The following is a 21,040-nucleotide window of genomic DNA, read 5'->3' on the forward strand; positions in this document are numbered from 1 at the left end:
CGGTCTAAGTTTTTACAGCATCGGTACCTGAGACTCCGTTATCGCCGGCAAGCCGGCTCCTACAGGTTGCCGCGCAGGAACTGTTGCAGCCGCTCGCTTTTCGGATGGCCCAGCACGTCTTCCGGCGTGCCTTCCTCCTCCACCAGGCCTTGGTGCAAGAACAGCACCTGGCTGGACACTTTGCGCGCGAAACTCATCTCGTGGGTCACCATGATCATGGTCCGCCCCTCTTCGGCCAACCCCTGGATCACCTTCAGCACTTCGCCCACCAGCTCCGGGTCCAGGGCCGATGTCGGCTCGTCGAACAGCATCACCTCCGGCTCCATCGCCAGGGCACGGGCGATGGCCACCCGTTGCTGCTGGCCACCCGACAGGAACGCCGGATACTGCTCCGCCACCCGTGCGGGCAGCCCAACCTTGTCCAGATAGCGCCGGGCACGGTCCTCAGCGTCCTTCTTGCTGCAACCCAAGACCCGGCGTGGGGCCATGGTGATGTTCTCCAGCACGCTCATATGGCTCCACAGGTTGAAGTGCTGGAACACCATCGCCAGGCGGGTGCGCAGGCGCTGTAGCTCGGCTTCGTCGGCCACGCGCATGCCGTGGCGGTCGCTGACCATGCGGATCGGCTGGCCATCAAGGCTCATGGCGCCGTCATTGGGTTGTTCAAGGAAGTTGATACAACGCAGGAACGTGCTTTTGCCAGAGCCGCTGGCGCCGATCAGGCTGATCACATCCCCGCTTTTGGCCTTGAGCGAAACCCCTTTGAGCACCTCATGGTCGCCATAGCTTTTATGCAGGCCTTCAACGGTCAGTTTATACATGGGGCGTGCATCCTCAAGGCGATAGTAAATAGCCGCTGCGATAGGGCGTAAGGCCGGCGACATGGGCAATCACCATGCCCGCCGTGGCCATGCGCCGCAGCGAGCGGGCATACATCAGGCCGGCATGGCGGCAGTGGATGGGCGTGACGTGGTCGTGAATGGGGTCGATGATCTCGGCCACCAGTTCCCCGGCCTCCAGGTATTGCCCTGGCAACGCGTGGAACACCAGCAAGCCGCCCGCCGGGGTCGCCACTGGTTCGACGGCGGCCAGCGGCGTAGCGGGGTAGGGCAAGTCGGGCAGGGGCGCAGGATCGCCGCTGATCGCGCCAAATCGGATCAGGTAGTCGATGATCGCCTGGCAATCGAGGCTGGCCAGGCCGTGATTGACATCGCCCTGGCCGCGCAACTCCAGGGTCACGGAAAAGCTGCCCAGGGGGATCTGGAAACGCTCGCCAAAACGTTGCTGCAACTGCCACCAGAGCAGGGTGAAACACTCATCGAAGGATTGTCCGCCCGAATCGGTGGCCAACAGGCTGGCTTCGGCGCCGATATAACGGGCCAGCGGCTCGACCTGCGGCCAGGCCTCGGGGGTGGTGTAAAGGTGGGCCACGGCTTCGAAGTCGCAATGCAGGTCCAGCACCATATCGGCGTCACAGGCCAGGCGTTGCAGCACCAGGCGCTGGGATTGCAGTTGTGTGGCTGGTACATGGCGGTCGAGGGCCTGGCGCAGACTGTCGCGGATCAGTGCGACGTTGCGCCTGGGATCATCCCCCAACAGGCCCTCGACCTGATTGCCGACTTCTTCGCTGAGATCGAAGAACAGGCGATTGAAGTTCTGCCCGCTCTCCAGCTCGTAGCGGCCCAGGGGCATGTCCATCAGTACTTGCTCAAGGCCCGCCGGGTTGGCCACTGGCACCAGCACGATTTCGCTGCGCAGGCGGCCGGCCGCGGCCAGTTCCGCCAGGCGCACCTTCAAGTGCCAGGCCACCAGCATGCCAGGCAGTTCGTCGGCGTGTAGCGAGGATTGGATGTAGATTTTGCCTTCGGCCTGCTCTGGCCCGAAGTGGAAACTGTGGATCTGCCGTGCCGTGCCTAGCACCGGTGCGAGAAGGGGATGAATCTGTTGCCGCATAGGGGCTCCTTAGTGGCTTGGCCCGAGAAAGGCCAGCCAGCGACGCTCCGCCAGACGAAACAGACCGACCAGGGCAAAGGTCACGGTCAGGTAGATCAGCGCAGCGATACCAAACGACTGGAAAGTGAGGAAGGTGGCCGAGTTGGCGTCCCGGGCCACTTTGAGGATGTCCGGGATCGTCGCGGTAAAGGCTACCGTCGTCGAGTGCAGCATCAGGATCACTTCATTACTGTAGTACGGCAACGAGCGGCGTAGGGCCGAGGGCATGATCACGTAGGCGTACAGTTTCCAGCCGCTCAGGCCATAGGCTTTCGCCGCCTCGACCTCGCCGTGGGCCATGCTGCGGATGGCCCCGGCGAAAATCTCCGTGGTGTAGGCGCAGGTGTTGAGGGCAAATGCGAGGAGCGTGCAGTTCATTGCGTCGCGAAAAAAACCATCCAGCACCGGTTGTGCGCGAACGGCGGCGAGGCTGTAGATGCCGGTGTAGCAGATCAGTAGTTGGATATACAGCGGTGTGCCGCGAAACAGGTAGGTATAGAACTGCACCGGCCAGCGCACCCAGCGGTTTCGCGAGACGCGGGCGATGGACAGTGGGATCGACACCACGAAGCCGATGCAGATCGAGGCCGTGAGCAGCCACATCGTCATGGCCAGCCCAGTCATGTGGTTGCCATCGCTGTAGAGGAAGGGGCGCCAGTACTCCTGCAACAATTCAATCATCGCACTGCCTCCCGTGAGCCTGCGGCGTAACGGGCTTCGAGCCTGCGCAGGACGAAGTTCGACGCGCTGGTGATGGCCAGGTAGATCAAGGCCGCGACCACCAGGAAAAAGAACAGTTGGTAGGTACTTTTGCCGGCATCCTGGGCGGCCTTGACCACATCAGCCAGGCCGATGATCGACACCAGCGCCGTGGCCTTGAGCATCACCATCCAGTTATTGCCGATGCCCGGCAGGGCGAAGCGCATCATTTGCGGGAAGGTCACGTAGCGAAAGCGCTGCCCGCGCTTGAGGCCATAGGCCGTGGCGGCTTCCAACTGGCCGCGGGGCACGGCGAGGATCGCACCGCGAAAAGTCTCGGTGAAATACGCACCGTAGATAAAACCCAGGGTAATCACCCCGGCGCCGAACGGGTTGATTTCGATGTATTCCCATTCCATGTAGTCGGTGAAACTGGTCAGCCAGGTTTGCAGGCTGTAGAAAATCAGCAGCATCAGCACCAGGTCCGGCACCCCGCGAATCAAGGTGGTGTAGAGCTGCGCGGGAATGCGCAACAGCGCCAGGCTCGACAACTTGGCACTGGCGCCGAGCAGGCCCAGCACGACGCTGACCGCCAGGGACAGCACTGACAATTTGATGGTCATCCAGGTGCCTTGCAGCAACAGTGGGCCAAACCCTTGCAAGCTGAACGCACCAAGCCCGAGGGTCTGCAACAGGTCTTCAAACATGGGGTACGCCTTTGGCCATCGAGAGTGCGCCCACCCCGTTCCGGGGTGGGCGCCGCAGCGTTACTTGCCGCTGTAGAGGTTCAGATCGCCAAAGTGTTTTTTCTGGATAGTGGCGTAGGTGCCATCATCGTGTAACGCTTTGATACCTTTATCCAAGAGAGCTTTCAGCTCTTTGTTACCTTTTGCGATGCCCACGGCAGTCTTGGATGGCAGCATTTCGCTGTCCACTGGTTTGCTGACTTCGTAATCGGCACCTTGTGGCGATTTCAAAAAGCCCAGTTCGGCCTGCAGCATGTCCTGGATCGAGGCATCGAGGCGGCCCGAGGTCAGGTCGGCGTACACCTGGTCCTGGTTCTGGTAGGCCTGGGTTTTGATCCCGGCTTTGTCCAGCACGGCCTTGGCATAGGCTTCCTGGATGGTGCCTTGTTCATAGCCGACCGTCTTGCCCTTGAGGGACGCGATGTCTTCGCTCAGGCCGGAGCCTTTCTTGAACACGTAGGAAGTGGGGCCGGAAAACAGCTCGCTGGAGAAGTCGATGACCTTCTCGCGGGCCGGGGTCACGGTCATGGACGAAATCACACCGTCGAACTTCTTGGCCTTGAGGCCGGGGATCATGCCGTCAAAGTCACTTTCTACCCACTTGCAGGTGACCTTCAGCTCCGCACAAATAGCATTGCCCAGGTCGATATCGAAGCCCACCAGGCTGCCGTCGGCGGCCTTGGATTCAAACGGCGCGTAGGAAGGGTCCACACCAAAACGCAATTCTTTGTATTCCTTGGCCAAGGCGGTACCGGCGGCCATGCACAGCGCGAGTGCAGAAAGGGTCAGCAATGCTTTTTTCATTATGTAATCCCTGGAAACCAAGATAAGCGCTTGTGGCGCGATTAGGACTGTTACTGAACGGTGTCAGACGTATCGCAAGTAGCAATTTCTGCACCATAGTTCTGAATAGTCTTTTTAATTGGTGGGATTACACGAGGGGCGACGTGAGGCGCGCCCGATATCGGGCGCTACAGATCTTGCGCACCATTGCAGTGCGGGCCGCTCACGAACTGTAGGCGCTGGCAAGCCAGCGCCTACATGGGGTTATTTCCCTGGGACCAGGGTCAATCGGGTCTTGCCATACACCTTGTCAAAGTTCTGCGGCTGCATCGGGAAGCTCAGGTACTGCGCCTTGAGCCACGGATCAATGCCGTTGGCATAGTACGGGCTGGCAGGGTTGCCGGATTGGCCGATCCCGCCCTGGCCCATCATGGGTTCCACCTGGCCAAAATCCACGATCATGCGCAGGGCCTGGACCTGGGTGGTGGCGAAATCCTGCCCCCAGTTGTAGGGCGCAGCGTTCAACGTAGTGTGATCGCCACCTGCTGCCAATGGGCCGCGAATCGTCTGGCCGCTGGTGTTTTTCCAGGTGTAGCTGTGCAGTTTGCCCCACTGCCAAGCCTTGTGATCGGCGCCCAACTGACTGTCGCCGGCGCTGATCGCGGCGGCCAGGCTGCGGGCGAGAATCGCCGGTTTGTCTTCTTTGCCGGGGGTGCGCAGGTCATCCCAGAACGGGCTGTCTTCACGCCCCAGCAGATGGTCGGCCTGGGCCGCGTAGGACAGGTTGGCGTTGCTGACAAAGGCTTTCCAGGTGGCGCTGGATTCCGGGCCCAGTTCGTCGAGGAAAATCTGCCTGGCGCTTTCCTGCAGGAACAGTTGGTAGATCGCCGCGTCGGCCGAGGTGGCCGCCAGCCGCCCGTCGAACGCCATCAGGCGGCCCAGGGCCTTCTGAGCCTTGGCTCGTTCGGCGGCCGGCAGGGCATCGATCGCCTGTTTCAGAGGCTGGGCCATGCCCGGTGCCTGGAACATGCTTTTAAGTTTGGCGGCGAACAGCGTGGTCTGGTCGTACTGCATGGCAATCACGCTACGGCTGTCGTGCTTGCCGTTGCCGGCCAGCTGCGCCAGGCGCTCGCTGCGCTCCGGCGCGGCCCAGGAGTTGGACAGTTGCATGCCATAGCCATGGGGCACGCTGCGCTGGTTGGCCGTGCCGACCCAACCCTGTGGCGGGTCCTGGTCATAGGGGTGCAGCATCGCATCGGCATAGCCGTCCCAGTCAAAGCGCCCGTCCCAACCTGGGGATGGCAACAGGCCTTCACCTTCGCGACGGTTGGGGAAGCGCCCGGTGACCTGCCAGCCGATATTGCTGGCGTCGGCAAACACCATGTTCAGCGGGATCGCACGAATCTCCCGGCTGGCGTCCGAGGCTTTTTCCACGTTCTGCGCCCGGGACAGGTCGAAAAACGCATCCAGGCTCTTGTCGTCCTTGAAGTCGGCGGTTTGCAGGGCCAGGCCGTAGCCGCTGGTCAGCGACTGGGCGCTGTTGAGCAGCGGGCCGTGGCGGGTTTCGTACACCGCCTCGCGAATTGGCCGCTGGCCCTTGGCGAAGAAGGTTTCGTTACGCACGATGGCCGGTAGCCATTTGCCGTTGTGCTCGTAGTACAGCGCGCTGCCCTGGCGCTTGACCTTCTCCAGGAACAGGTCCTGGGTATCGCCGGACACCTGGCTCATGCTCCAGGCCACTTTGCCGTTGAAACCTGACAGCAGCGTAGGAATCCCGGCGATCGACACCCCGACGGCCTGGTATTTCGGCGCGCGGATTTGTACGAAATTCCACAGGGAGGGTGCCTGCAGCGGCGTCGACAGATCGTTCGCCAGCAGGCTGCGGCCACTGCGGCTGCGTTGCGGGGCGATGGCCCAGTTGCTGGAGGTGGAAACCCCAAGGGTGTTGAGGCTGGCCAGGTGCTCGTTGAGGCTGGTGAGCGCGGCAACGCCGGGAATCTGCCCGAGATTGATGCCCTTGAGCTTGTCGGACTCTGCCGTAGGCAGCGGTTCGTCCGGGTAGCTTGGGGTCAGCCAGGCGAGTTTGTCGGCGCCGACTTTTTGCGCCAGTACCAGGGCGGACAACTCTTCCTGCAAGTTGGCTGATTCGCTGAAATTGAGCAGGCAGAACAGCAGCGCCGAATCTTCCGGTTTCCAGTATTCGGGCTTGTAGCCGGTCTGGGCCAGGTCCGTCGGCAGTTTGTCGCGGTAGCGGAACAGGTAGGCGTTGACCCCGCGGGCATACACTTCAAAGAAGCGCTTGAGACGCGGCGAGGAGGCGTTGTACAGCTCGCTGGCGCTTTTCTTCAGGTTGACGGCGCGCATGAAGCGGTCGACATCCAGCACGTCCGGCCCGGACATCTCTGCCAGGCGGCCCTGGGCCAGCAGCCGTAGGGTGACCATCTGGTTGATCCGGTCGCTAGCGTGCACGTAACCGAGAGCGAACAGCGCGTCGTGAAAGGTATTGCTTTCAATCAGCGGCATGCCCTGGCTGTTGCGCCGCACGGAAACATTCTGCGCCAGGCCCTTGAGCGGCTGCACGCCGGAAACGGGGGGCAGGGTGTCCTGGCTGTTCAGTGACTGGCAACCGGCCAGGCCCAAGGCACTGGCCACTGCCGCGGCAACGCCGAACCGGGGAAGAAAACGTGAGAGGGCTGGCGAGGCCATGGCAAAGCTCCTGCGGGGGGTAGCGTCAGTAAAGGCGCTACGTTAGTGAGCGCGGCGAACCGACGCAAGCGGGAGGCGATGCTAATTTTTTCAAACACTCACAAAGCCTTGTAGGAACCGGCTTGCCGGCGAAAAACTGCCAGGCGCCACGCTTATCCAGGCACCCGGCGTTTTCGTTGACGATCTTCGCCGGCTAGCCAGTTCCTACAGGGCATGATCAGGATTTCGGCGGGTTGACCTTCTGCACCAGGTCATAGGCCCGCACCGTCGCCGGACGTTCCTTGATCAGGTTGAACCAGCGGTGCAGATGGGGGAAGTCTTCCAGGCGTTGGCTCTGCCATTTGTGGGACACGATCCACGGGTAGATCGCCATATCGGCAATGCTGTAGGCCTCGCCAGCGACGAAACTGCGGTCGGCCAGGCGCCGGTCCAGCACGCCATAGAGGCGTGCGGTTTCATCCACGTAGCGTTTGATGGCGTAAGGGATCTTTTCCGGGGCGAACTGGCTGAAATGGTGGTTCTGCCCCGCCATCGGGCCCAGGCCGCCCATTTGCCAGAACAGCCATTGCAACGCTTCCTGGCGACCGCGCAGGTCCTTGGGCAGGAACTGGCCGGTTTTTTCCGCGAGGTACAGCAAGATGGCGCCGGATTCAAACAGGGAAATCGGTGCGCCCCCGTCGCTCGGTTGCCGGTCGACAATGGCGGGAATACGGTTGTTGGGAGCTATCTTCAGGAAATCTGGCTTGAACTGGTCGCCCTGGCCGATGTTGATCGGGTGCACCTCGTAGGGCAGGCCGGCTTCTTCCAGGAACAACGAAATCTTGTGACCGTTGGGGGTGGTCCAGTAATACAGGTCGATCATGAAGCTCTCCAGGATTGGTGATGCTTGAACGGACAGGGCGCCCGCTGATGTGCCTGTAGGTATAGGTAGTGTCCACCTGCCGAAAATTCAATGAAATATTTGCGTCTATCGATAGAACTGTAGGAGCCGGCTTGCCGGCTCCTGCGGGACGCGTATCAGGCGCCGTGGCACTTCTTGAACTTCTTCTCGCTGCCGCATGGGCATGGATCGTTGCGGCCAACGTCCTTCAGGGCGTTGCGCACCGGTTCCTGATGGGCATGGCCGCAGTTCGGGCCGTGGACATGGCCATGGTCGTGATCGTGGTGATCGTGATCGTGGTTGCAGTCGGGACCATGGACATGGGGTTGCTGAGTCATTGGTGTCGCTCCGGAATAAAATCGCCGGGGATTATCTCGTCATTGCGCATCACGTGCACGTCGTTACCGATGAATAATCCGGTTTTCAGCTCACCTTCCAGGCGATAGGGGATGGGGCGGTCCGGGTTTTTCAACAGGTCGGCGATTTCCCGCACCTGCGGCCACAGGTTGGTGCGCACCGTGACCTTGAAAAATCCCCGGCCATTGGGCGGTATGGTCAGCCACTCGTTGGATTCGCCCTCGGTCAGTTCCACGTCAGCCAGGCTGATTTTGTAGATCAGGCCGCGCACGGTGAGGTCCGAGTCGTCACGGTTATCCACGCGAAAGTGCAGCTTGAACTTCTGCTCCAGCAGCTTGGCCCGCACCAACTCGACCTTGACCAGGTGGATTTGTGGTGCCGGTGTGTCATCGGCGAACCAGGACGCGCAGCCCGAGAGGCCAACGGTCAGTATCAGTAAACAGCTATAGGTTCGTAATCGGCTGACCATGGCTCAATCCCTTGTAGGAGCCGGCTTGCCGGCGATGGTCGTCAACGATGACGAGAGTTGTGTGGTTTAGCGCGGTGTCCGTGGTTTTTACAGGTAACTGGAACAGCACTTCTTGAACTTCTGCCCACTGCCGCACAGGCAGGCATCATTACGCCCGGCCTTCACCTCCACCGTAGGATCAATAAAGTACCAGCGCCCGTCGTTCTGTACGAAAGACGACTGTTCCCGGTGGCTGTGTTCGCCGGTGCTGTCATGCCAGCGCGCGGTAAAGGTAACGAAGGCATGTTCCGGCTGCCCCCCAAACACCTCGGAACTTTCCACCTCCAGACCCAGCCAGGTGCTTTGCGCGCTCCAGGCCCCAATGGCATCACGGTCGAGGCCGTTCTGTTGTGCCGGTAGCGTAGTCGCCACCAGATAATCCACCAGCCCCAGCACATAGGCGCTGTAGCGTGAGCGCATCAACGCGGTGGCGCAGGGCGCGGGGTGGCTAGTGTGGTAATGGCCGCAGCAGGCATCCAGCAAGTTGCCGCTGCCGCAAGGGCAAATGGATGTACTCATGGTTACCACCAATACTTTCCGAAGTTTTCCGGGTTGGCCCAGAACCGGGCGTTCAGCCAGTCCGGCACCTGTTTGTATTCAAGCAGATCGTAGGTAAACAGCGTCAGTACCTGATTGTCGCGGCAAAAATGCTCGCTGGTCTGCAAGGCCAGGGAGAAAAAATCAGTGTCCTTCCAGCTGCAGGCCGCCAGGTCGGCGAGGACGGCGATGCGGCTGGCGTTGAGGTTGCGCACGCCGCCCAGCAGCTCCAACCCTGCACGTTTTGACAGGTGCTCCAGGCAGTCGACCACCAGGGCCAGGTCAAATCGCTGGGCGGCCAACTCGGGTGGCAATGGTCCAGGCCCTGCGGTGCAGACCACGGTGTCTGGGTGGGCCTGCTTGAATGCATCCAGCGCAGGGAAGTGGCCGGCGCCCAATACCAGCAGGCGTTTGGGGGCTTGGCGATCAAGCAGGGCAGCGAGTGCTTGCTGCGGCGTACGGGAAGAATTGCCGGCGGTCATCGAAGATCCTCACATCAGAACCGTGAAGACTAGCCTGCTTGAGCGTGCGGGCCTAGAGCGCACGCTGGCCTGTTGCTCGCCAGAAGCCACTTCGGCCAATGAATACGGGGGTTGGCGGCCTGGCGCAGATGAAAATCGCGGTCTTTACTCCACCCATCGGCTTGCGGCCGATCCCCTCAGGAGAAATCAAATGAGCATCATGCGGACAGCTCTACCTTTGGTTCTGCTAACCGGAGTATTGACAGGTTGCGCAGGCTTGCAAAAAACCGACTGGCCCACCTGTGCTGCCCTCGGCGGCGTGACGGGTGCTGCACTGGGCGCTACTGAAAGCTCTTCATGGGCCGGCGGTGGCGCGTTATTGATCGGCGGCATGGCCGGCGCCTATTGCTGGGTCCATGGCGACGCTGACGAAGACGGCGACGGCGTGCCGGACAGCCGCGATCAGTGCCCGGGCACCCCCAAGGGCATACAGGTCGATGCCAATGGCTGCCCGCCAGTACCTGAGGCGGTCGTCGTCGAAGAAGTGGTGGTGCTCAAGGAAGAGACCATCGTGATTCGTGATGTGCACTTCGAGTTCGATTCGGCTCGGCTGACGGCCGCTGACAAAACCAAGCTCGACACGGTTGCCACACGCCTGAAACAGGAAGCGCCAAGCGCCCAACTGCGGGTTAGCGGGCATACCGACAGCGTCGGCAAAGATGCCTACAACCAAAGGCTCTCGGAAAAACGCGCGCATTCGGTCACTGATTACCTGGTCGGCGCCGGTGTGCCCCGTAGCAACTTTGTGTCGGTGACGGGCGCCGGTGAAACCCATCCAGTGGCCGACAACAAAACCGCCGACGGTCGTACCCTGAATCGCCGCGTGGAAATTCAAATCAACCGCTAAGACATTTCTGATATGCCCCTGGGTGTTGCCAGGGGCATTTCTTACGGCTGTGTCCGATGAATCTCGGCGATCTGGCCACCAAGTCGCCGCCTTCTCAAGTTTTTTAATCCTTCACTGGCAAATCGCCTGTAGAACTCGTTACTGTGCGCCCAAAGAATAATGTGCAGGGGGCGTAGGGCATGAAGCTGTTGTTGCGAGTGGGGAAGTTGCTGGCGTTGCTGTTCTGGGCGGTTGTGCTGGTCAATCTGTTCAAACCGCTGACCAATCCATTTCATCTGTTGGTCAACCTGGTCGGCAGCCTGTTGTTGCTGGTCCATCTTCTGGAGTTGGTGTTGTTCAACGCCAGCGTCAAACATCGTGCCCACCCCTGGCGTGACCGCCTGCTGATCCTGTTGCTGGGGATGTTCCATATAAAGAGCCTGCCTGCGCCTGCGGCTGACCACGACAACAAGGATGCCAATCATGCGTAAGGTTTTACTCCTGGCCCTATTGGTCAGCCCCATCGCCCTGGCCGAAAGCGTCAGTGTCGAGACCAACTCGTTGCTGCGCTTGCCCAACAGCACCAGCGTGCTGCAGCTGGAGCGCCTGGAAGTGGCCGACTATGGCACTTTGCTGATTCCGGCCAATATCACCCAGGTCACTGTCGACGAATTGCACCTGGGCCGCGAAGCGCGGATCGCCATCGTGCCCAGCGCCAGGGCCTTGCAATTGCAGGTGCAGCATGCGCAGTTGGAACATGGCAGCCAGATCACCTCCCGTGGCGCGCCCGGCACCCATGAAAAACCGGCCCGGCCTGGGCGTGACCTGACCTTGCGGATCAACCAATTGAGCGCGGCGGAACTGTCCGTCGATGCCCGTGGTGGCACCGGAGCCCAAGGTTATAGCGGCTTGGATGGCGCCAACGGTGAAGACCCGGGGTGCACCTGGGGCTCGGCCGGGCGTGGCGCCAATGGTGACAACGGCGGTGACGGCCTGCCGGGGGCCGCAGGCGCGGCGGTGCGTATTGAATTGCCGCTGGACTATCCGAGCGAGCAGATCAAGGTCTGGGTCGATGGCGGTGCAGGCGGCTTGCCAGGTGTGGCCGGCAAGCCGGGCAAGGGCGGGGTGTCCAAGGGCTGCCTGGTGTATCGCGCCGACGGCGGCGAGAAAGGCCGGCCGGGGTTGGAAGGCCAGGCTGGGCCGGCGGGGCCTGCCGGTTCAGTGAGCATCCAGCGGCTTTGAGCGATTGGCACCGGCCCTATCGCGGGCAAGCCCACTCCCACCTTTTTAAGGTATTCACAAATCAAAGTGTGGGAGCGGGCTTGCCCGCGATGAGGCACTGAGGAACACCCTCAGAACATCGGCCGGGCCGAAGCCACACCCACCACTACCAACCCAACAATCAGATTGATCCCTACCAACTTTCGGATTCTTCCCAGCGCCTGCGCGCCAGTCGCCCAGTCCTCGGCCGCCACGGCCGTGCGCAGTTCAGGCAGTTGTAACGCCTGGATGCGGATAAACAGCGCCGTCATCACCACATACAGGCCCATCATCACCTGTACATAACGCGGTGCGGTTTCAAACCCGTTGAAGCGCAACTGCAACAATCCAACGCCACTGATCGGCAAGATCAGCACCGCGACCCAAACCCACACGAAAAAACGCGGAAACACATTCATCCACAGTTTAAGTCGCGCCGGCCCCTCAAGCGCCGCCACAGCGGCTGGGCGCAGGATCATCCAGGCGAAAAACATACCACCGACCCAGACCAGGGCGGCCAATACATGCAGGGTGTAGGCAAGGCTAAACACGGTCATTGAGGTACTCCGTTCTGCGCGGGATTAATTAGCGGGGTATGATAGCGGCCGATCCGAACCACTGAAAATTTATCCAGCGTTTTTTGCGCCCGACTATCCATGATCAGCACTGAACTCAAAACCACGATCCAGGGCGCCTACTCGCGTTTTCTCGAAGCCAAGAGCTTGAAACCGCGCTACGGCCAGCGCCTGATGATCGCCGAAGTGGCCAAGGTCCTCGGGGATATCGACACCGACGATGAAGGCCGGCGCAGTGGCGACCCTGCGGTCGTGGCCGTCGAGGCCGGCACCGGTACTGGCAAGACCGTGGCCTACAGCCTGGCGGCGATTCCTACTGCCAAGGCCGCCGGCAAGCGCCTGGTGATTGCCACCGCCACCGTGGCCCTGCAAGAGCAGATCGTCTACAAAGACCTGCCGGACCTGATGCGCAACAGCGGCCTGAGCTTCACCTTTGCCCTGGCCAAGGGGCGTGGCCGCTATATGTGCCTGTCCAAGCTGGATGTGCTGCTGCAGGAAGGCCACGCGCAAACCGCCACGGCCTCGCTGTTCGAAGAAGAAGGTTTCAAGATCGAAGTCGATGAGGCCAGCCAGAAGCTGTTTACCAGCATGATCGAAAAGCTGGCCGGTAATAAGTGGGATGGTGACCGCGACAGCTGGCCCAACGCCCTGGAAGACGCCGACTGGGCGCGCCTGACCACCGATCATAGCCAGTGCACCAACCGGCATTGCCCCAACTTCGGCCAGTGCGCCTTCTACAAGGCCCGCGAAGGCATGGGCAAGGTCGACGTGATCGTCACCAACCACGACATGGTCCTCGCCGACCTGGCCCTGGGCGGCGGCGCTGTGCTGCCGGACCCGCGCGACACCCTGTATGTGTTCGACGAAGGCCACCACTTGCCGGACAAGGCCATCGGCCACTTTGCCCACTACACGCGCCTGCGTTCCACTGCCGACTGGCTGGAAACCACCGCCAAGAACCTCACCAAGCTGCTGGCCCAGCATCCGCTGCCGGGCGACCTGGGCAAGCTGATCGAGCAGGTGCCGGAGCTGGCGCGGGAGATCAAGACCCAGCAACAGTTCATGTTCAGCGCCTGCGAGCAGGTGGCGGACTTCAAGCCTGGCGAAGACGTCGAAGGCCGCGAACGGCCGCGCCATCGTTTTGTCGGCGGGCTGATCCCCGAGCATATGCGCGAGATGGGCGTGGAGCTGAAGAAGGGCTTCTCACGCCTCACCGATCTGTTCACGCGCCTGACCGACCTGCTCAAGGAAGGCATGGATGGCGAGGTCAATATCGGCATCGCCAGCAACCAGGCCGAAGAGTGGTATCCGTTGTTTGGCAGCCTGCTGTCCCGCGCCCAGGGCAACTGGGAGTTATGGACCGCCTTCACCGTTGAAGACCCGGAAGATAACCCGCCCATGGCCCGCTGGCTGACGCTGTCGGAGAGCGGCGCGCTGTTCGATATCGAGGTCAACGCCAGCCCGATCCTCGCCGCAGAAATGCTCCGACGCAACCTGTGGAACGTGGCCTACGGCGCCCTGGTGACTTCGGCCACCCTGACCGCCCTGGGCACCTTCGACCGATTCCGCATGCGCGCCGGCCTGCCGAAAAAAGCCGTCACCGCCGTGGTCCCCAGCCCGTTCCATCATGCCGACGCCGGTGTGCTGCGGGTGCCGGACCTCAAGGCCGACCCACGGGACGCGCCGGCCCATACCGCAGCAATCATTCGTGACCTGCCATCGCTGGTGGAAGGTTCCAAGGGCACCCTGGTGCTGTTTTCGTCACGCAAGCAGATGCAGGACGTGTTCGACGGCCTCGACCGTGACTGGCGCAAGCAGGTGTTTATCCAGGGCAACCTGTCGAAACAGGAAACCCTGAACAAGCACAAGGCACGGGTCGATGGCGGGGACTCCAGCGTGTTGTTCGGCCTGGCGAGCTTTGCCGAAGGTGTCGACTTGCCCGGCGCCTACTGTGAACACGTGGTGATCGCGAAGATCCCGTTCTCGGTGCCGGACGATCCGGTCGAGGCGGCGCTGGCCGAATGGATCGAAGCCCGGGGCGGCAATCCGTTCATGGAAATCTCGGTGCCGGACGCCTCGTTGAAGCTGGTCCAGGCTTGTGGCCGCTTGCTGCGTACCGAGGAGGACCGGGGCACCATCACCTTGCTCGACCGCCGTCTGGTCACCCAGCGCTATGGCAAGGCTATCCTGAATGCCTTGCCGCCTTTCCGGCGCGAAATTTCTTAATCCACAGTGGGCGAATTCGCCCACTTCGTGGTCTATCTCATGTATGTCATCAGGCCATTCACCGGCCGATTGGGAGAACCTTGTTCGTATGATCCGCACGCTGCCTGCTCTTTTTGCCTTGTTGTTCGCCGCGCCATTGCTGGCCGCGCCGGCCGGGCAACAGACGCTGTTCAACTTTGTCCGGCCGGCCGATGTGGTCAAGGTGGCGACCCAGGACGCCAGCTTGCCGCAATACAACGCCGAGCAGACCCCGGAAGGCGAGGTGCTGCGCCGCATCACCTTTAATCCGGCGGCACAGCCGAGCCTGGTGCTCAGCCCGCAGAGCGGGGTGTGGGACTGGTCGCAATCGACTGCCATGAGCCTGCGCATCCAGAGTGCGATGGACTGGGCGCTGACCTTGTACGTCAAGGTGCAGAGCAGCGACGGCAAGACCCTGGTCAGTCGTATCGATTTGCCGGCGGGGCCTGCGCAAACCCTGCTGGTGCCGCTGCAAGCCAATTCGCCCTTGAGCCAGGGCATGAAGGCCGGGCCGCCGATGCCGATCACCGTGGACGGGCAGCGTGTGATGCTGGCCGCCAGCGCTGGGGAAATCGATCGCAGCCAGGTGGTCTCGGTCACTCTATCGATGATCCAGCCGGTCGCGCCGCAAAGCATCCTGCTGGAACGCTTTGGCGTGCAGGACAGCGAACCGGTGCTCAAGGCCGCCTACAGTGAGCTGGTGGATGCCTATGGGCAGTCCACCCGCGCGCGCTGGCCGGAAAAAGTCAGCAGCGACGAGCAACTCAAGGCTGCGGCCGCCAAGGAGCAGCAACTGCTCAGGGGCTGGCTCGCGGAGCGTGACAAGGCCGATTTGGACAAGTTTGGCGGCTGGACCAAGGGCCCGGCCTTTGACGCCAGCGGTTTCTTTCGCACCGAAAAGCGCGACGGGCGCTGGTACCTGGTGACTCCGCTGGGGCATCCGTTCTACTCCCTGGGCGTCAACACCGTGAGCCCGGCCAACAGCCAGACCTATGTCGCCGGGCGCGAGTGGATGTTTGGCGCACTGCCCAAGGCGGGTGAGCCTTTCGACAAATATTATGGCAGTGGCGATAACCGTGGCGGCAATGGCGCGGATGTCGGGCGCGGCTTCAATGTGGGGCGCTGGTACGATTTCTACGGGGCCAATCTGCAACGCACTTATGGCTCCGAAGGTTTCGACCAGGCGCGCTGGGTCGGCCACACCCTGGACCGCCTGCAGGCCTGGGGTTTCAATACCGTCGGCAACTGGAGCGCCCCGCAGCTGGTTGGCGCAGATCGCGTGCCTTACACCTTGGCGCTGTCGATCATTGGCGACTACACCAGTATCAGCACCGGGATCGACTGGTGGGGAGGCATGCCCGATCCCTTCGACCCGCGCTTTGCCATGGCCACCGAGCGGGCCGTGGCGATTGCCACCCGTGACCATCGCGACGATCCCTGGTTGATCGGCTTCTTTGCCGATAACGAACTGGCGTGGGCCGGTCCTGGCAATGATGCAAAATCCCGTTATGCCCTGGCCTACGGCACCCTGCGCATGACTACCGATGTGCCGGCCAAACGTGCGTTCCTCAAGCAACTGCGCGATAAATATCGCAACGAAGACGGCCTGTCCAAAGCCTGGGGCATTCACCTGGCTGGCTGGGAGTTGATGGAAGATCCAGGCTTCGAGCCGCCGGTTCCCAACCCCGAACATCCGGAAATCGAGGCTGATTTCCAGTATTTCCAGAAGACTTTCGCCGACGCCTACTTCAAGACCATCTCCGATGCGCTGAAATGGCACGCGCCCAACCAGTTGCTGCTGGGTGGCCGCTATGCGGTCAGCACGCCGGAAGCCGTGGCGTCCTGCGCCCAGTATTGCGATGTGCTGAGCTTCAACATGTACACCCTCAAGCCCCAGGACGGTCATGACTTCGCCGCCCTGCGCGCGCTGGACAAGCCGGTACTGATCAGCGAGTTCAACGTCGGCTCGGCCGACCGTGGCCCGTTCTGGGGCGGCTTGACGCCATTGGCCAGGGAAGAGGCGCGCGGCCCGGCCTATGCGACCTTCCTCAAGCAGGCCATGGCCGAGCCGTCGATTGTCGGTGTGCACTGGTTCCAGTACCTCGACCAGCCGGTGACCGGGCGTTTGCTGGACGGTGAAAATGGCCATTTCGGCCTGGTGGGGATCACCGATGTGCCGTTCCAGGGCTTCGTCGACAGTGTGCGTAAAAGCAATCTGGCGGCGATCCAGCAATTGGGTCGGGAAGCCGAAAAAGCCAAGGTCGCCCACGCGGCAACGGGTTCCCAAACCCCGTAATGACTGGAACAATGGGCGCCATTTAACGCAAGTCTTTTCCGAGGGGGATGCAGGTGCAGATTCAGGGTCATTACGAGCTTCAATTCGAAGCAGTGCGTGAAGCCTTCGGCGCACTGTTTGACGACCCTCAGGAGCGTGGTGCGGCGCTGTGTGTGCAGATTGGCGGCGAAACCGTCCTCGACCTGTGGGCCGGCACCGCCGACAAGGACGGTGCCGAGGCCTGGCATAGCGACACTATTGCCAACCTGTTCTCCTGCACCAAGACCTTCACCGCCGTCACCGCCCTGCAACTGGTTGCCGAAGGCAAATTGCAGTTGGACGCCCCGGTTGCCAACTACTGGCCGGAGTTCGCCGCGGCAGGCAAGGAAAACATCACCTTGCGCCAACTACTGTGCCATAAGGCCGGGCTGCCAGCGCTGCGTGAAATATTGCCCGCCGAGGCCCTGTATGACTGGCCCTTGATGACCGCTGCCCTGGCCGCCGAGGCTCCCTGGTGGACACCCGGCGAGGGCCATGGCTACGCCGCCATCACCTATGGCTGGCTGGTCGGTGAACTGCTGCGTCGCGCCGATGGGCGTGGGCCGGGGGAGTCGATTGTGGCCCGGGTTGCCCGCCCGTTGGGCCTGGACTTCCATGTCGGGTTGGCCGACGCAGAGTTCTATCGCGTCGCCCACATTGCCCGGAGCAAAGGCAACATGGGGGATGAGGCAGCCCAGAGGCTATTACAGGTCACCCTGCGCGAACCTGCGGCAATGACTACCCGGGCGTTTACCAATCCGCCCTCTATACTAACCAGCACTAATAAACCCGAGTGGCGTCGTATGCAGCAGCCGGCGGCAAATGGGCATGGCAATGCGCGCAGTTTGGCCGGGTTTTATAGTGGTTTGTTGGATGGAAGTTTGTTGGAAGCCGAGATGCTTGAACAACTGACCCGCGAGCACAGTATCGGGCCGGATAAAACCTTATTGACGCAAACCCGTTTTGGCCTGGGTTGCATGTTGGACCAGCCAGATGTGCCCAATGCGACCTTCGGCCTTGGCCCACGTGCATTTGGGCATCCCGGGGCCGGTGGCTCTGTGGGCTTTGCCGATCCGGAACATGATGTAGCATTTGGTTTCGTGACCAATACTCTGGGGCCGTATGTACTTATGGACCCGCGCGCGCAAAAGTTGGTAAGAATATTGGCCGGTTGTCTGTAAATAGCTTGCTGTCTGGCGTTTTTTTGTTAAAAAGGCACCTACAAAAGGCGCTTGAAAAGTATTGTTACTTTAAACTTCGTGAAGCGTCTGTTTAACGGGTCATCCAGACCCCTGTGTTTTCTCATTTTGTGGATATCTCATGTTATCGAACAAGTCCTTGGCACTGGCGCTCTGCCTCACTATTACTGGCTGTGCACAAACTCCACAAAATGATGCGTCTGGCGAGCATTGGTGGTCATTCGGGTTCGACAAGTCGGCGACCAAGGATGTTACCGCCAAGGCCGATGCCAAGGCGGCTGATGCCAAGGCAGACCTCAAGGCCGATCTGCAGGCGGCAACGCCAGCCGCGGCTGCTGCCCCGGTGGTCGCCAAGACTGAAAGCGATACCAAATGGTGGTGGCCGTTTGAAAGCAAGCCAAAACCGCTGAGCAAAGTCGATGTGACCAACATCCCGATGCCCGACCCGAAAATCACCCAGGCCTGGCTGGACGACTACGAGCCGCGCCTGCGTGCCGCGATCAAGGACAGCAACCTGCAACTGGAACGTCGCGACAACGTGCTGGTGGTGATTGCCCCGGTCGATGGTTCGTACAACCCGAAACGCCCTGCAATGTTGTTGCCAGTGACCCTGGGCCCGTTCACCCGTGTCGCCAAGGCCGTTGAAAAGGATCCGAAGACTGCCGTGCTCGTCCTGGGTCACATCGATACCGTGCAGAACCAGCCCCTGACCAAGGAGCGTGCGCAGTCCATTGCCTCGATCTTCAGCCTCAGCGGCCTGAAGCAGGACCGCCTGATGCTGCGTGGCATGGGTGACCTGATGCCCCGCGCCGCCAACGACAGCACCCAGGGCCGTGCCTTGAACCGTCGCATGGAGATCATGTTTACCCAGCGCACCACCATGCTGGCACTGCTGAGCAAGTACAACTCGCCAAACCCACCGAAGCCTGAGCTGGTTGCGGTACAGGACGTTGTTGCCCCAGCACCGGTCGCCAAGAAAGCCGTTGCCGCCAAGAAAGCACCTGCCAAGAAGGCCGCCGCCAAGCCGGCCGCGAAGAAAGCCGCCGCCAAGCCGGCTGCCAAAAAGCCAGCTGCCGCCAAGGATGCAACGCCAGCGAAAAAAGTAGCGGCAAACGACCAGGCAAAAAACTGAGTAGTTGAGCGAGAAGGATAAAGCCGCATGACCCAGGCACTGGCTGATATGCGCCGTGACTACACACGGGACGGTTTGAGCGAGGCCCAGGCCCCGGACGAGCCGTTTGCCTTGTTCCACCAGTGGTTCAACGATGCGGTCAAGACCGAGCAGCCACCGGTGGAGGCCAATGCCATGACCCTGGCGACCGTGGACCAGGAGGGCCGGCCTCACTGCCGCGTCTTGCTGCTTAAGGGGCTGGATGCCCAGGGCTTTACCTTCTTCACCAACTACCAGAGTGCCAAGGGCCAGCAATTGGCAGCCCGCCCGTTTGCTGCCATGACCTTCTTCTGGCCGACCCTGGAGCGCCAGGTGCGTATCGAGGGGAGGGTGGTCAAGGTCACGCCCGAGGAGTCGGACGCCTATTATCAGGTGCGTCCCCTGGGTAGCCGCATCGGCGCCTGGGCTTCCCCGCAAAGCCAGGTGATCCGTGATCGCCAGCAATTGCAGGATTTGCTCACGCTGACCGAGCAGCGTTTCAGCGAGACCCAGCCGGATTGTCCGCAACACTGGGGTGGTTATCGCCTGCTGCCCGAGCGCATCGAGTTCTGGCAGGGTCGGGCGAGCCGCTTGCATGATCGCTTGAACTATCGTTTGCAGGGTGCCGACTGGACCCGCGAGCGACTGGCGCCCTGAGGGCCCTTTAAGCACCCGAGCCCGGGCAAGGCTGCGATGATGGCGGCGCTGCCCACTTCAGGTTGTCTGATACACCCCCTATCGCAGCCTCGCCAGAGCTCGACAGCTCTCACCTTTGATCTTGGTGTTCTTGCCGAGGTCTCTACTCCGGGGCTAGTGGTGTGTATTGCCGGGCTGCGTCCTGCAGCCACTGCGGCAAATCCTTACGCTTGACCTTCTCAGCCTTGGCGCGGTCCAACTGTTGCAGCATAAAGATGCGCTTGTGCTGATCGTCTCCAGCCAGGGACAGCGCCAGGTCGCGGTCCACCCAGCGCTTGATTCGCCGGTACAGCCACCAGTGGAAATACAGGCCGGCGGCGGTGGTAGCTACAATGATGAAGTAGTCCATGAAACTCCTTGTCTGGATGCGGTTGCTACCGTTCGTCGATTTTCGCGGTACAGCCTGTCTGTACTGGGGCTGAATGAAAGCAATTTTCTCCGGGCCTTGCCGTGACAGGCGTCAAGCAGCGGAGTCTAATTAAGATATGTCCTATGGAGTTGATGCTATGCGTAAGTCTGTTTTGCTGGTTGCCTGCTTTACCACCATGTCGTTGCTGCTGGGTGGCTGCGCCTCCAGTCTGACCGGCGACTCGTACTCCCGTGACGAAGCACGTCGTGTGCAGAGCGTGCGCATGGGCACCATTGAATCCCTGCGTCCGGTCAAGATCGAAGGCACCAAGACCCCAATCGGCGGCGCAGCAGGCGCAGTCATCGGCGGTGTTGGCGGTAGCGCCATCGGTGGCGGCCGTGGCAGCATCGTGACGGCTGTTATCGGTGCCGTGGCCGGCGGCCTGCTGGGCTCGGCCACCGAAGAAGGCCTGACCCGCACCCAGGGCGTGGAAATCACCGTGCGCGAAGACGACGGCAGCATGCGCGCCTACGTCCAGGCCGTGCAGGAAAACGAGATCTTCCGCATTGGTGACCGTGTGCGCATCATGACTGTAGACGGTACCAGCCGCGTTACCCGTTAAGGGGCCGGCGGTCAAAGAAAAACCCCGACCGGGTGACCGGGCGGGGTTTTTTATTGGGTGCTAAGTTGAGCGTGCC

General features: G+C 61.4%; 21 protein-coding genes and 1 pseudogene. 9 read left to right on the forward strand and 13 right to left on the reverse strand.

Annotation, left to right across the window (positions count from 1 at the left end; genetic code table 11):
* Positions 1-59 precede the first annotated feature (59 nt).
* The 11 genes from ACO77H_RS05910 to ACO77H_RS05960 form a co-directional block, all read right to left on the reverse strand.
* Positions 60-821 carry an ABC transporter ATP-binding protein gene (locus ACO77H_RS05910; protein ID WP_170058334.1) on the reverse strand — a complete coding sequence of 254 codons (762 nt, stop codon included), beginning with the start codon at positions 819-821 and terminating at the stop codon, positions 60-62.
* A gap of 13 nt (positions 822-834) precedes the next feature.
* Complete coding sequence (locus tag ACO77H_RS05915; protein WP_432755148.1) at positions 835-1,953, reverse strand: succinylglutamate desuccinylase/aspartoacylase family protein; 1,119 nt, start codon at positions 1,951-1,953, stop codon at positions 835-837.
* Between the two features lie 9 nt (positions 1,954-1,962).
* On the reverse strand, positions 1,963-2,673 hold the full coding sequence (locus tag ACO77H_RS05920; RefSeq protein ID WP_169955473.1) for an ABC transporter permease: 711 nt from the start codon (positions 2,671-2,673) through the stop codon (positions 1,963-1,965).
* Positions 2,670-3,398, reverse strand: a complete 729-nt coding sequence (locus tag ACO77H_RS05925) for an ABC transporter permease (RefSeq protein WP_169955474.1) — start codon at positions 3,396-3,398, stop codon at positions 2,670-2,672. Before ACO77H_RS05925 ends, ACO77H_RS05920 begins: the two co-directional genes overlap by 4 nt.
* A 60-nt stretch (positions 3,399-3,458) precedes the next feature.
* The gene (locus tag ACO77H_RS05930; RefSeq protein WP_169955475.1) at positions 3,459-4,241 is read right to left on the reverse strand and encodes a transporter substrate-binding domain-containing protein; all 783 of its coding nucleotides are present in this window, start codon (positions 4,239-4,241) and stop codon (positions 3,459-3,461) included.
* Between the two features lie 243 nt (positions 4,242-4,484).
* Positions 4,485-6,926 carry a penicillin acylase family protein gene (locus ACO77H_RS05935; protein WP_432755149.1) on the reverse strand — a complete coding sequence of 814 codons (2,442 nt, stop codon included), beginning with the start codon at positions 6,924-6,926 and terminating at the stop codon, positions 4,485-4,487.
* Positions 6,927-7,143: 217 nt separating this feature from the next.
* Positions 7,144-7,788: a glutathione S-transferase N-terminal domain-containing protein gene (locus ACO77H_RS05940; protein ID WP_169955477.1), complete on the reverse strand. Its 645-nt coding sequence runs from the start codon at positions 7,786-7,788 to the stop codon at positions 7,144-7,146.
* Positions 7,789-7,943: 155 nt separating this feature from the next.
* Positions 7,944-8,144 carry an SEC-C metal-binding domain-containing protein gene (locus ACO77H_RS05945; RefSeq protein WP_003189235.1) on the reverse strand — a complete coding sequence of 67 codons (201 nt, stop codon included), beginning with the start codon at positions 8,142-8,144 and terminating at the stop codon, positions 7,944-7,946.
* On the reverse strand, positions 8,141-8,632 hold the full coding sequence (locus ACO77H_RS05950) for an LEA type 2 family protein (RefSeq protein WP_169955478.1): 492 nt from the start codon (positions 8,630-8,632) through the stop codon (positions 8,141-8,143). The genes ACO77H_RS05945 and ACO77H_RS05950 overlap by 4 nt, the downstream gene beginning before the upstream one ends.
* A gap of 87 nt (positions 8,633-8,719) precedes the next feature.
* Positions 8,720-9,190: a YchJ family protein gene (locus tag ACO77H_RS05955; protein WP_432755150.1), complete on the reverse strand. Its 471-nt coding sequence runs from the start codon at positions 9,188-9,190 to the stop codon at positions 8,720-8,722.
* Positions 9,191-9,192: 2 nt separating this feature from the next.
* The gene (locus ACO77H_RS05960; protein WP_169955479.1) at positions 9,193-9,690 is read right to left on the reverse strand and encodes a DUF6231 family protein; all 498 of its coding nucleotides are present in this window, start codon (positions 9,688-9,690) and stop codon (positions 9,193-9,195) included.
* Between the two features lie 190 nt (positions 9,691-9,880).
* On the opposite strand from ACO77H_RS05960, the gene ACO77H_RS05965 reads away from it, so the two are divergent.
* The 3 genes from ACO77H_RS05965 (at position 9,881) to ACO77H_RS05975 (ending at position 11,797) form a co-directional block, all read left to right on the forward strand.
* Entirely contained in the window at positions 9,881-10,576 is a 696-nt protein-coding gene (locus ACO77H_RS05965) for an OmpA family protein (protein WP_432755151.1), read from the forward strand.
* Positions 10,577-10,755: 179 nt separating this feature from the next.
* Positions 10,756-11,046 (forward strand): DUF1145 domain-containing protein, encoded by a 291-nt coding sequence (locus ACO77H_RS05970; RefSeq protein ID WP_432755152.1) that lies wholly within the window; start codon positions 10,756-10,758, stop codon positions 11,044-11,046.
* On the forward strand, positions 11,039-11,797 hold the full coding sequence (locus ACO77H_RS05975; protein ID WP_170058342.1) for a collagen-like protein: 759 nt from the start codon (positions 11,039-11,041) through the stop codon (positions 11,795-11,797). The genes ACO77H_RS05970 and ACO77H_RS05975 overlap by 8 nt, the downstream gene beginning before the upstream one ends.
* A 110-nt stretch (positions 11,798-11,907) precedes the next feature.
* On the opposite strand, the gene ACO77H_RS05980 is transcribed toward ACO77H_RS05975, so the two are convergent.
* Positions 11,908-12,372, reverse strand: coding sequence for a CopD family protein (locus ACO77H_RS05980; RefSeq protein WP_170042912.1), 465 nt, complete (start codon positions 12,370-12,372; stop codon positions 11,908-11,910).
* Between the two features lie 99 nt (positions 12,373-12,471).
* Between ACO77H_RS05980 and dinG the strand changes: the two genes are divergently transcribed.
* The 5 genes and pseudogenes from dinG to pdxH all read left to right on the forward strand — a co-directional run bounded on the left by dinG (position 12,472) and on the right by pdxH (position 19,954).
* Entirely contained in the window at positions 12,472-14,616 is a 2,145-nt protein-coding gene (dinG, locus tag ACO77H_RS05985) for an ATP-dependent DNA helicase DinG (protein WP_032858113.1), read from the forward strand.
* An 88-nt stretch (positions 14,617-14,704) separates the two neighbouring features.
* Positions 14,705-16,918, forward strand: a pseudogene (locus tag ACO77H_RS05990) (beta-galactosidase); the annotation flags it as partial.
* A gap of 65 nt (positions 16,919-16,983) precedes the next feature.
* On the forward strand, positions 16,984-18,129 hold the full coding sequence (locus ACO77H_RS05995) for a serine hydrolase (protein WP_170042910.1): 1,146 nt from the start codon (positions 16,984-16,986) through the stop codon (positions 18,127-18,129).
* Between the two features lie 139 nt (positions 18,130-18,268).
* Positions 18,269-19,279 (forward strand): OmpA family protein, encoded by a 1,011-nt coding sequence (locus ACO77H_RS06000; protein WP_169955487.1) that lies wholly within the window; start codon positions 18,269-18,271, stop codon positions 19,277-19,279.
* Positions 19,280-19,306: 27 nt separating this feature from the next.
* Positions 19,307-19,954 (forward strand): pyridoxamine 5'-phosphate oxidase, encoded by a 648-nt coding sequence (pdxH, locus tag ACO77H_RS06005; RefSeq protein ID WP_169955488.1) that lies wholly within the window; start codon positions 19,307-19,309, stop codon positions 19,952-19,954.
* A 142-nt stretch (positions 19,955-20,096) separates the two neighbouring features.
* Here the strand turns inward: pdxH and ACO77H_RS06010 are convergent, their stop codons facing one another.
* Positions 20,097-20,342 (reverse strand): hypothetical protein, encoded by a 246-nt coding sequence (locus ACO77H_RS06010; protein ID WP_432755153.1) that lies wholly within the window; start codon positions 20,340-20,342, stop codon positions 20,097-20,099.
* Positions 20,343-20,499: 157 nt separating this feature from the next.
* Here ACO77H_RS06010 and ACO77H_RS06015 point away from each other — a divergent pair, with 157 nt between their 5' ends.
* The gene (locus ACO77H_RS06015; protein ID WP_029297142.1) at positions 20,500-20,964 is read left to right on the forward strand and encodes a glycine zipper 2TM domain-containing protein; all 465 of its coding nucleotides are present in this window, start codon (positions 20,500-20,502) and stop codon (positions 20,962-20,964) included.
* Positions 20,965-21,040 lie beyond the last annotated feature (76 nt).

It is taken from the genome of Pseudomonas sp. WMBT8 (genome assembly GCF_050916005.1).
Taxonomy (GTDB): Bacteria; Pseudomonadota; Gammaproteobacteria; order Pseudomonadales; family Pseudomonadaceae; genus Aquipseudomonas.

What these genes read in the sequence shown, in the direction of transcription:
- ACO77H_RS05910 (WP_170058334.1), bottom strand. Translation starts at nt 821, where the DNA reads ATGTATAAACTGACCGTTGAAGGCCTGCATAAAAGCTATGGCGACCAT.
- ACO77H_RS05915 (WP_432755148.1), bottom strand. Translation starts at nt 1,953, where the DNA reads ATGCGGCAACAGATTCATCCCCTTCTCGCACCGGTGCTAGGCACGGCA.
- ACO77H_RS05920 (WP_169955473.1), bottom strand. Translation starts at nt 2,673, where the DNA reads ATGATTGAATTGTTGCAGGAGTACTGGCGCCCCTTCCTCTACAGCGAT.
- ACO77H_RS05925 (WP_169955474.1), bottom strand. Translation starts at nt 3,398, where the DNA reads ATGTTTGAAGACCTGTTGCAGACCCTCGGGCTTGGTGCGTTCAGCTTG.
- ACO77H_RS05930 (WP_169955475.1), bottom strand. Translation starts at nt 4,241, where the DNA reads ATGAAAAAAGCATTGCTGACCCTTTCTGCACTCGCGCTGTGCATGGCC.
- ACO77H_RS05935 (WP_432755149.1), bottom strand. Translation starts at nt 6,926, where the DNA reads ATGGCCTCGCCAGCCCTCTCACGTTTTCTTCCCCGGTTCGGCGTTGCC.
- ACO77H_RS05940 (WP_169955477.1), bottom strand. Translation starts at nt 7,788, where the DNA reads ATGATCGACCTGTATTACTGGACCACCCCCAACGGTCACAAGATTTCG.
- ACO77H_RS05945 (WP_003189235.1), bottom strand. Translation starts at nt 8,144, where the DNA reads ATGACTCAGCAACCCCATGTCCATGGTCCCGACTGCAACCACGATCAC.
- ACO77H_RS05950 (WP_169955478.1), bottom strand. Translation starts at nt 8,632, where the DNA reads ATGGTCAGCCGATTACGAACCTATAGCTGTTTACTGATACTGACCGTT.
- ACO77H_RS05955 (WP_432755150.1), bottom strand. Translation starts at nt 9,190, where the DNA reads ATGAGTACATCCATTTGCCCTTGCGGCAGCGGCAACTTGCTGGATGCC.
- ACO77H_RS05960 (WP_169955479.1), bottom strand. Translation starts at nt 9,690, where the DNA reads ATGACCGCCGGCAATTCTTCCCGTACGCCGCAGCAAGCACTCGCTGCC.
- ACO77H_RS05965 (WP_432755151.1), top strand. Translation starts at nt 9,881, where the DNA reads ATGAGCATCATGCGGACAGCTCTACCTTTGGTTCTGCTAACCGGAGTA.
- ACO77H_RS05970 (WP_432755152.1), top strand. Translation starts at nt 10,756, where the DNA reads ATGAAGCTGTTGTTGCGAGTGGGGAAGTTGCTGGCGTTGCTGTTCTGG.
- ACO77H_RS05975 (WP_170058342.1), top strand. Translation starts at nt 11,039, where the DNA reads ATGCGTAAGGTTTTACTCCTGGCCCTATTGGTCAGCCCCATCGCCCTG.
- ACO77H_RS05980 (WP_170042912.1), bottom strand. Translation starts at nt 12,372, where the DNA reads ATGACCGTGTTTAGCCTTGCCTACACCCTGCATGTATTGGCCGCCCTG.
- dinG (WP_032858113.1), top strand. Translation starts at nt 12,472, where the DNA reads ATGATCAGCACTGAACTCAAAACCACGATCCAGGGCGCCTACTCGCGT.
- ACO77H_RS06000 (WP_169955487.1), top strand. Translation starts at nt 18,269, where the DNA reads ATGTTATCGAACAAGTCCTTGGCACTGGCGCTCTGCCTCACTATTACT.
- pdxH (WP_169955488.1), top strand. Translation starts at nt 19,307, where the DNA reads ATGACCCAGGCACTGGCTGATATGCGCCGTGACTACACACGGGACGGT.
- ACO77H_RS06010 (WP_432755153.1), bottom strand. Translation starts at nt 20,342, where the DNA reads ATGGACTACTTCATCATTGTAGCTACCACCGCCGCCGGCCTGTATTTC.
- ACO77H_RS06015 (WP_029297142.1), top strand. Translation starts at nt 20,500, where the DNA reads ATGCGTAAGTCTGTTTTGCTGGTTGCCTGCTTTACCACCATGTCGTTG.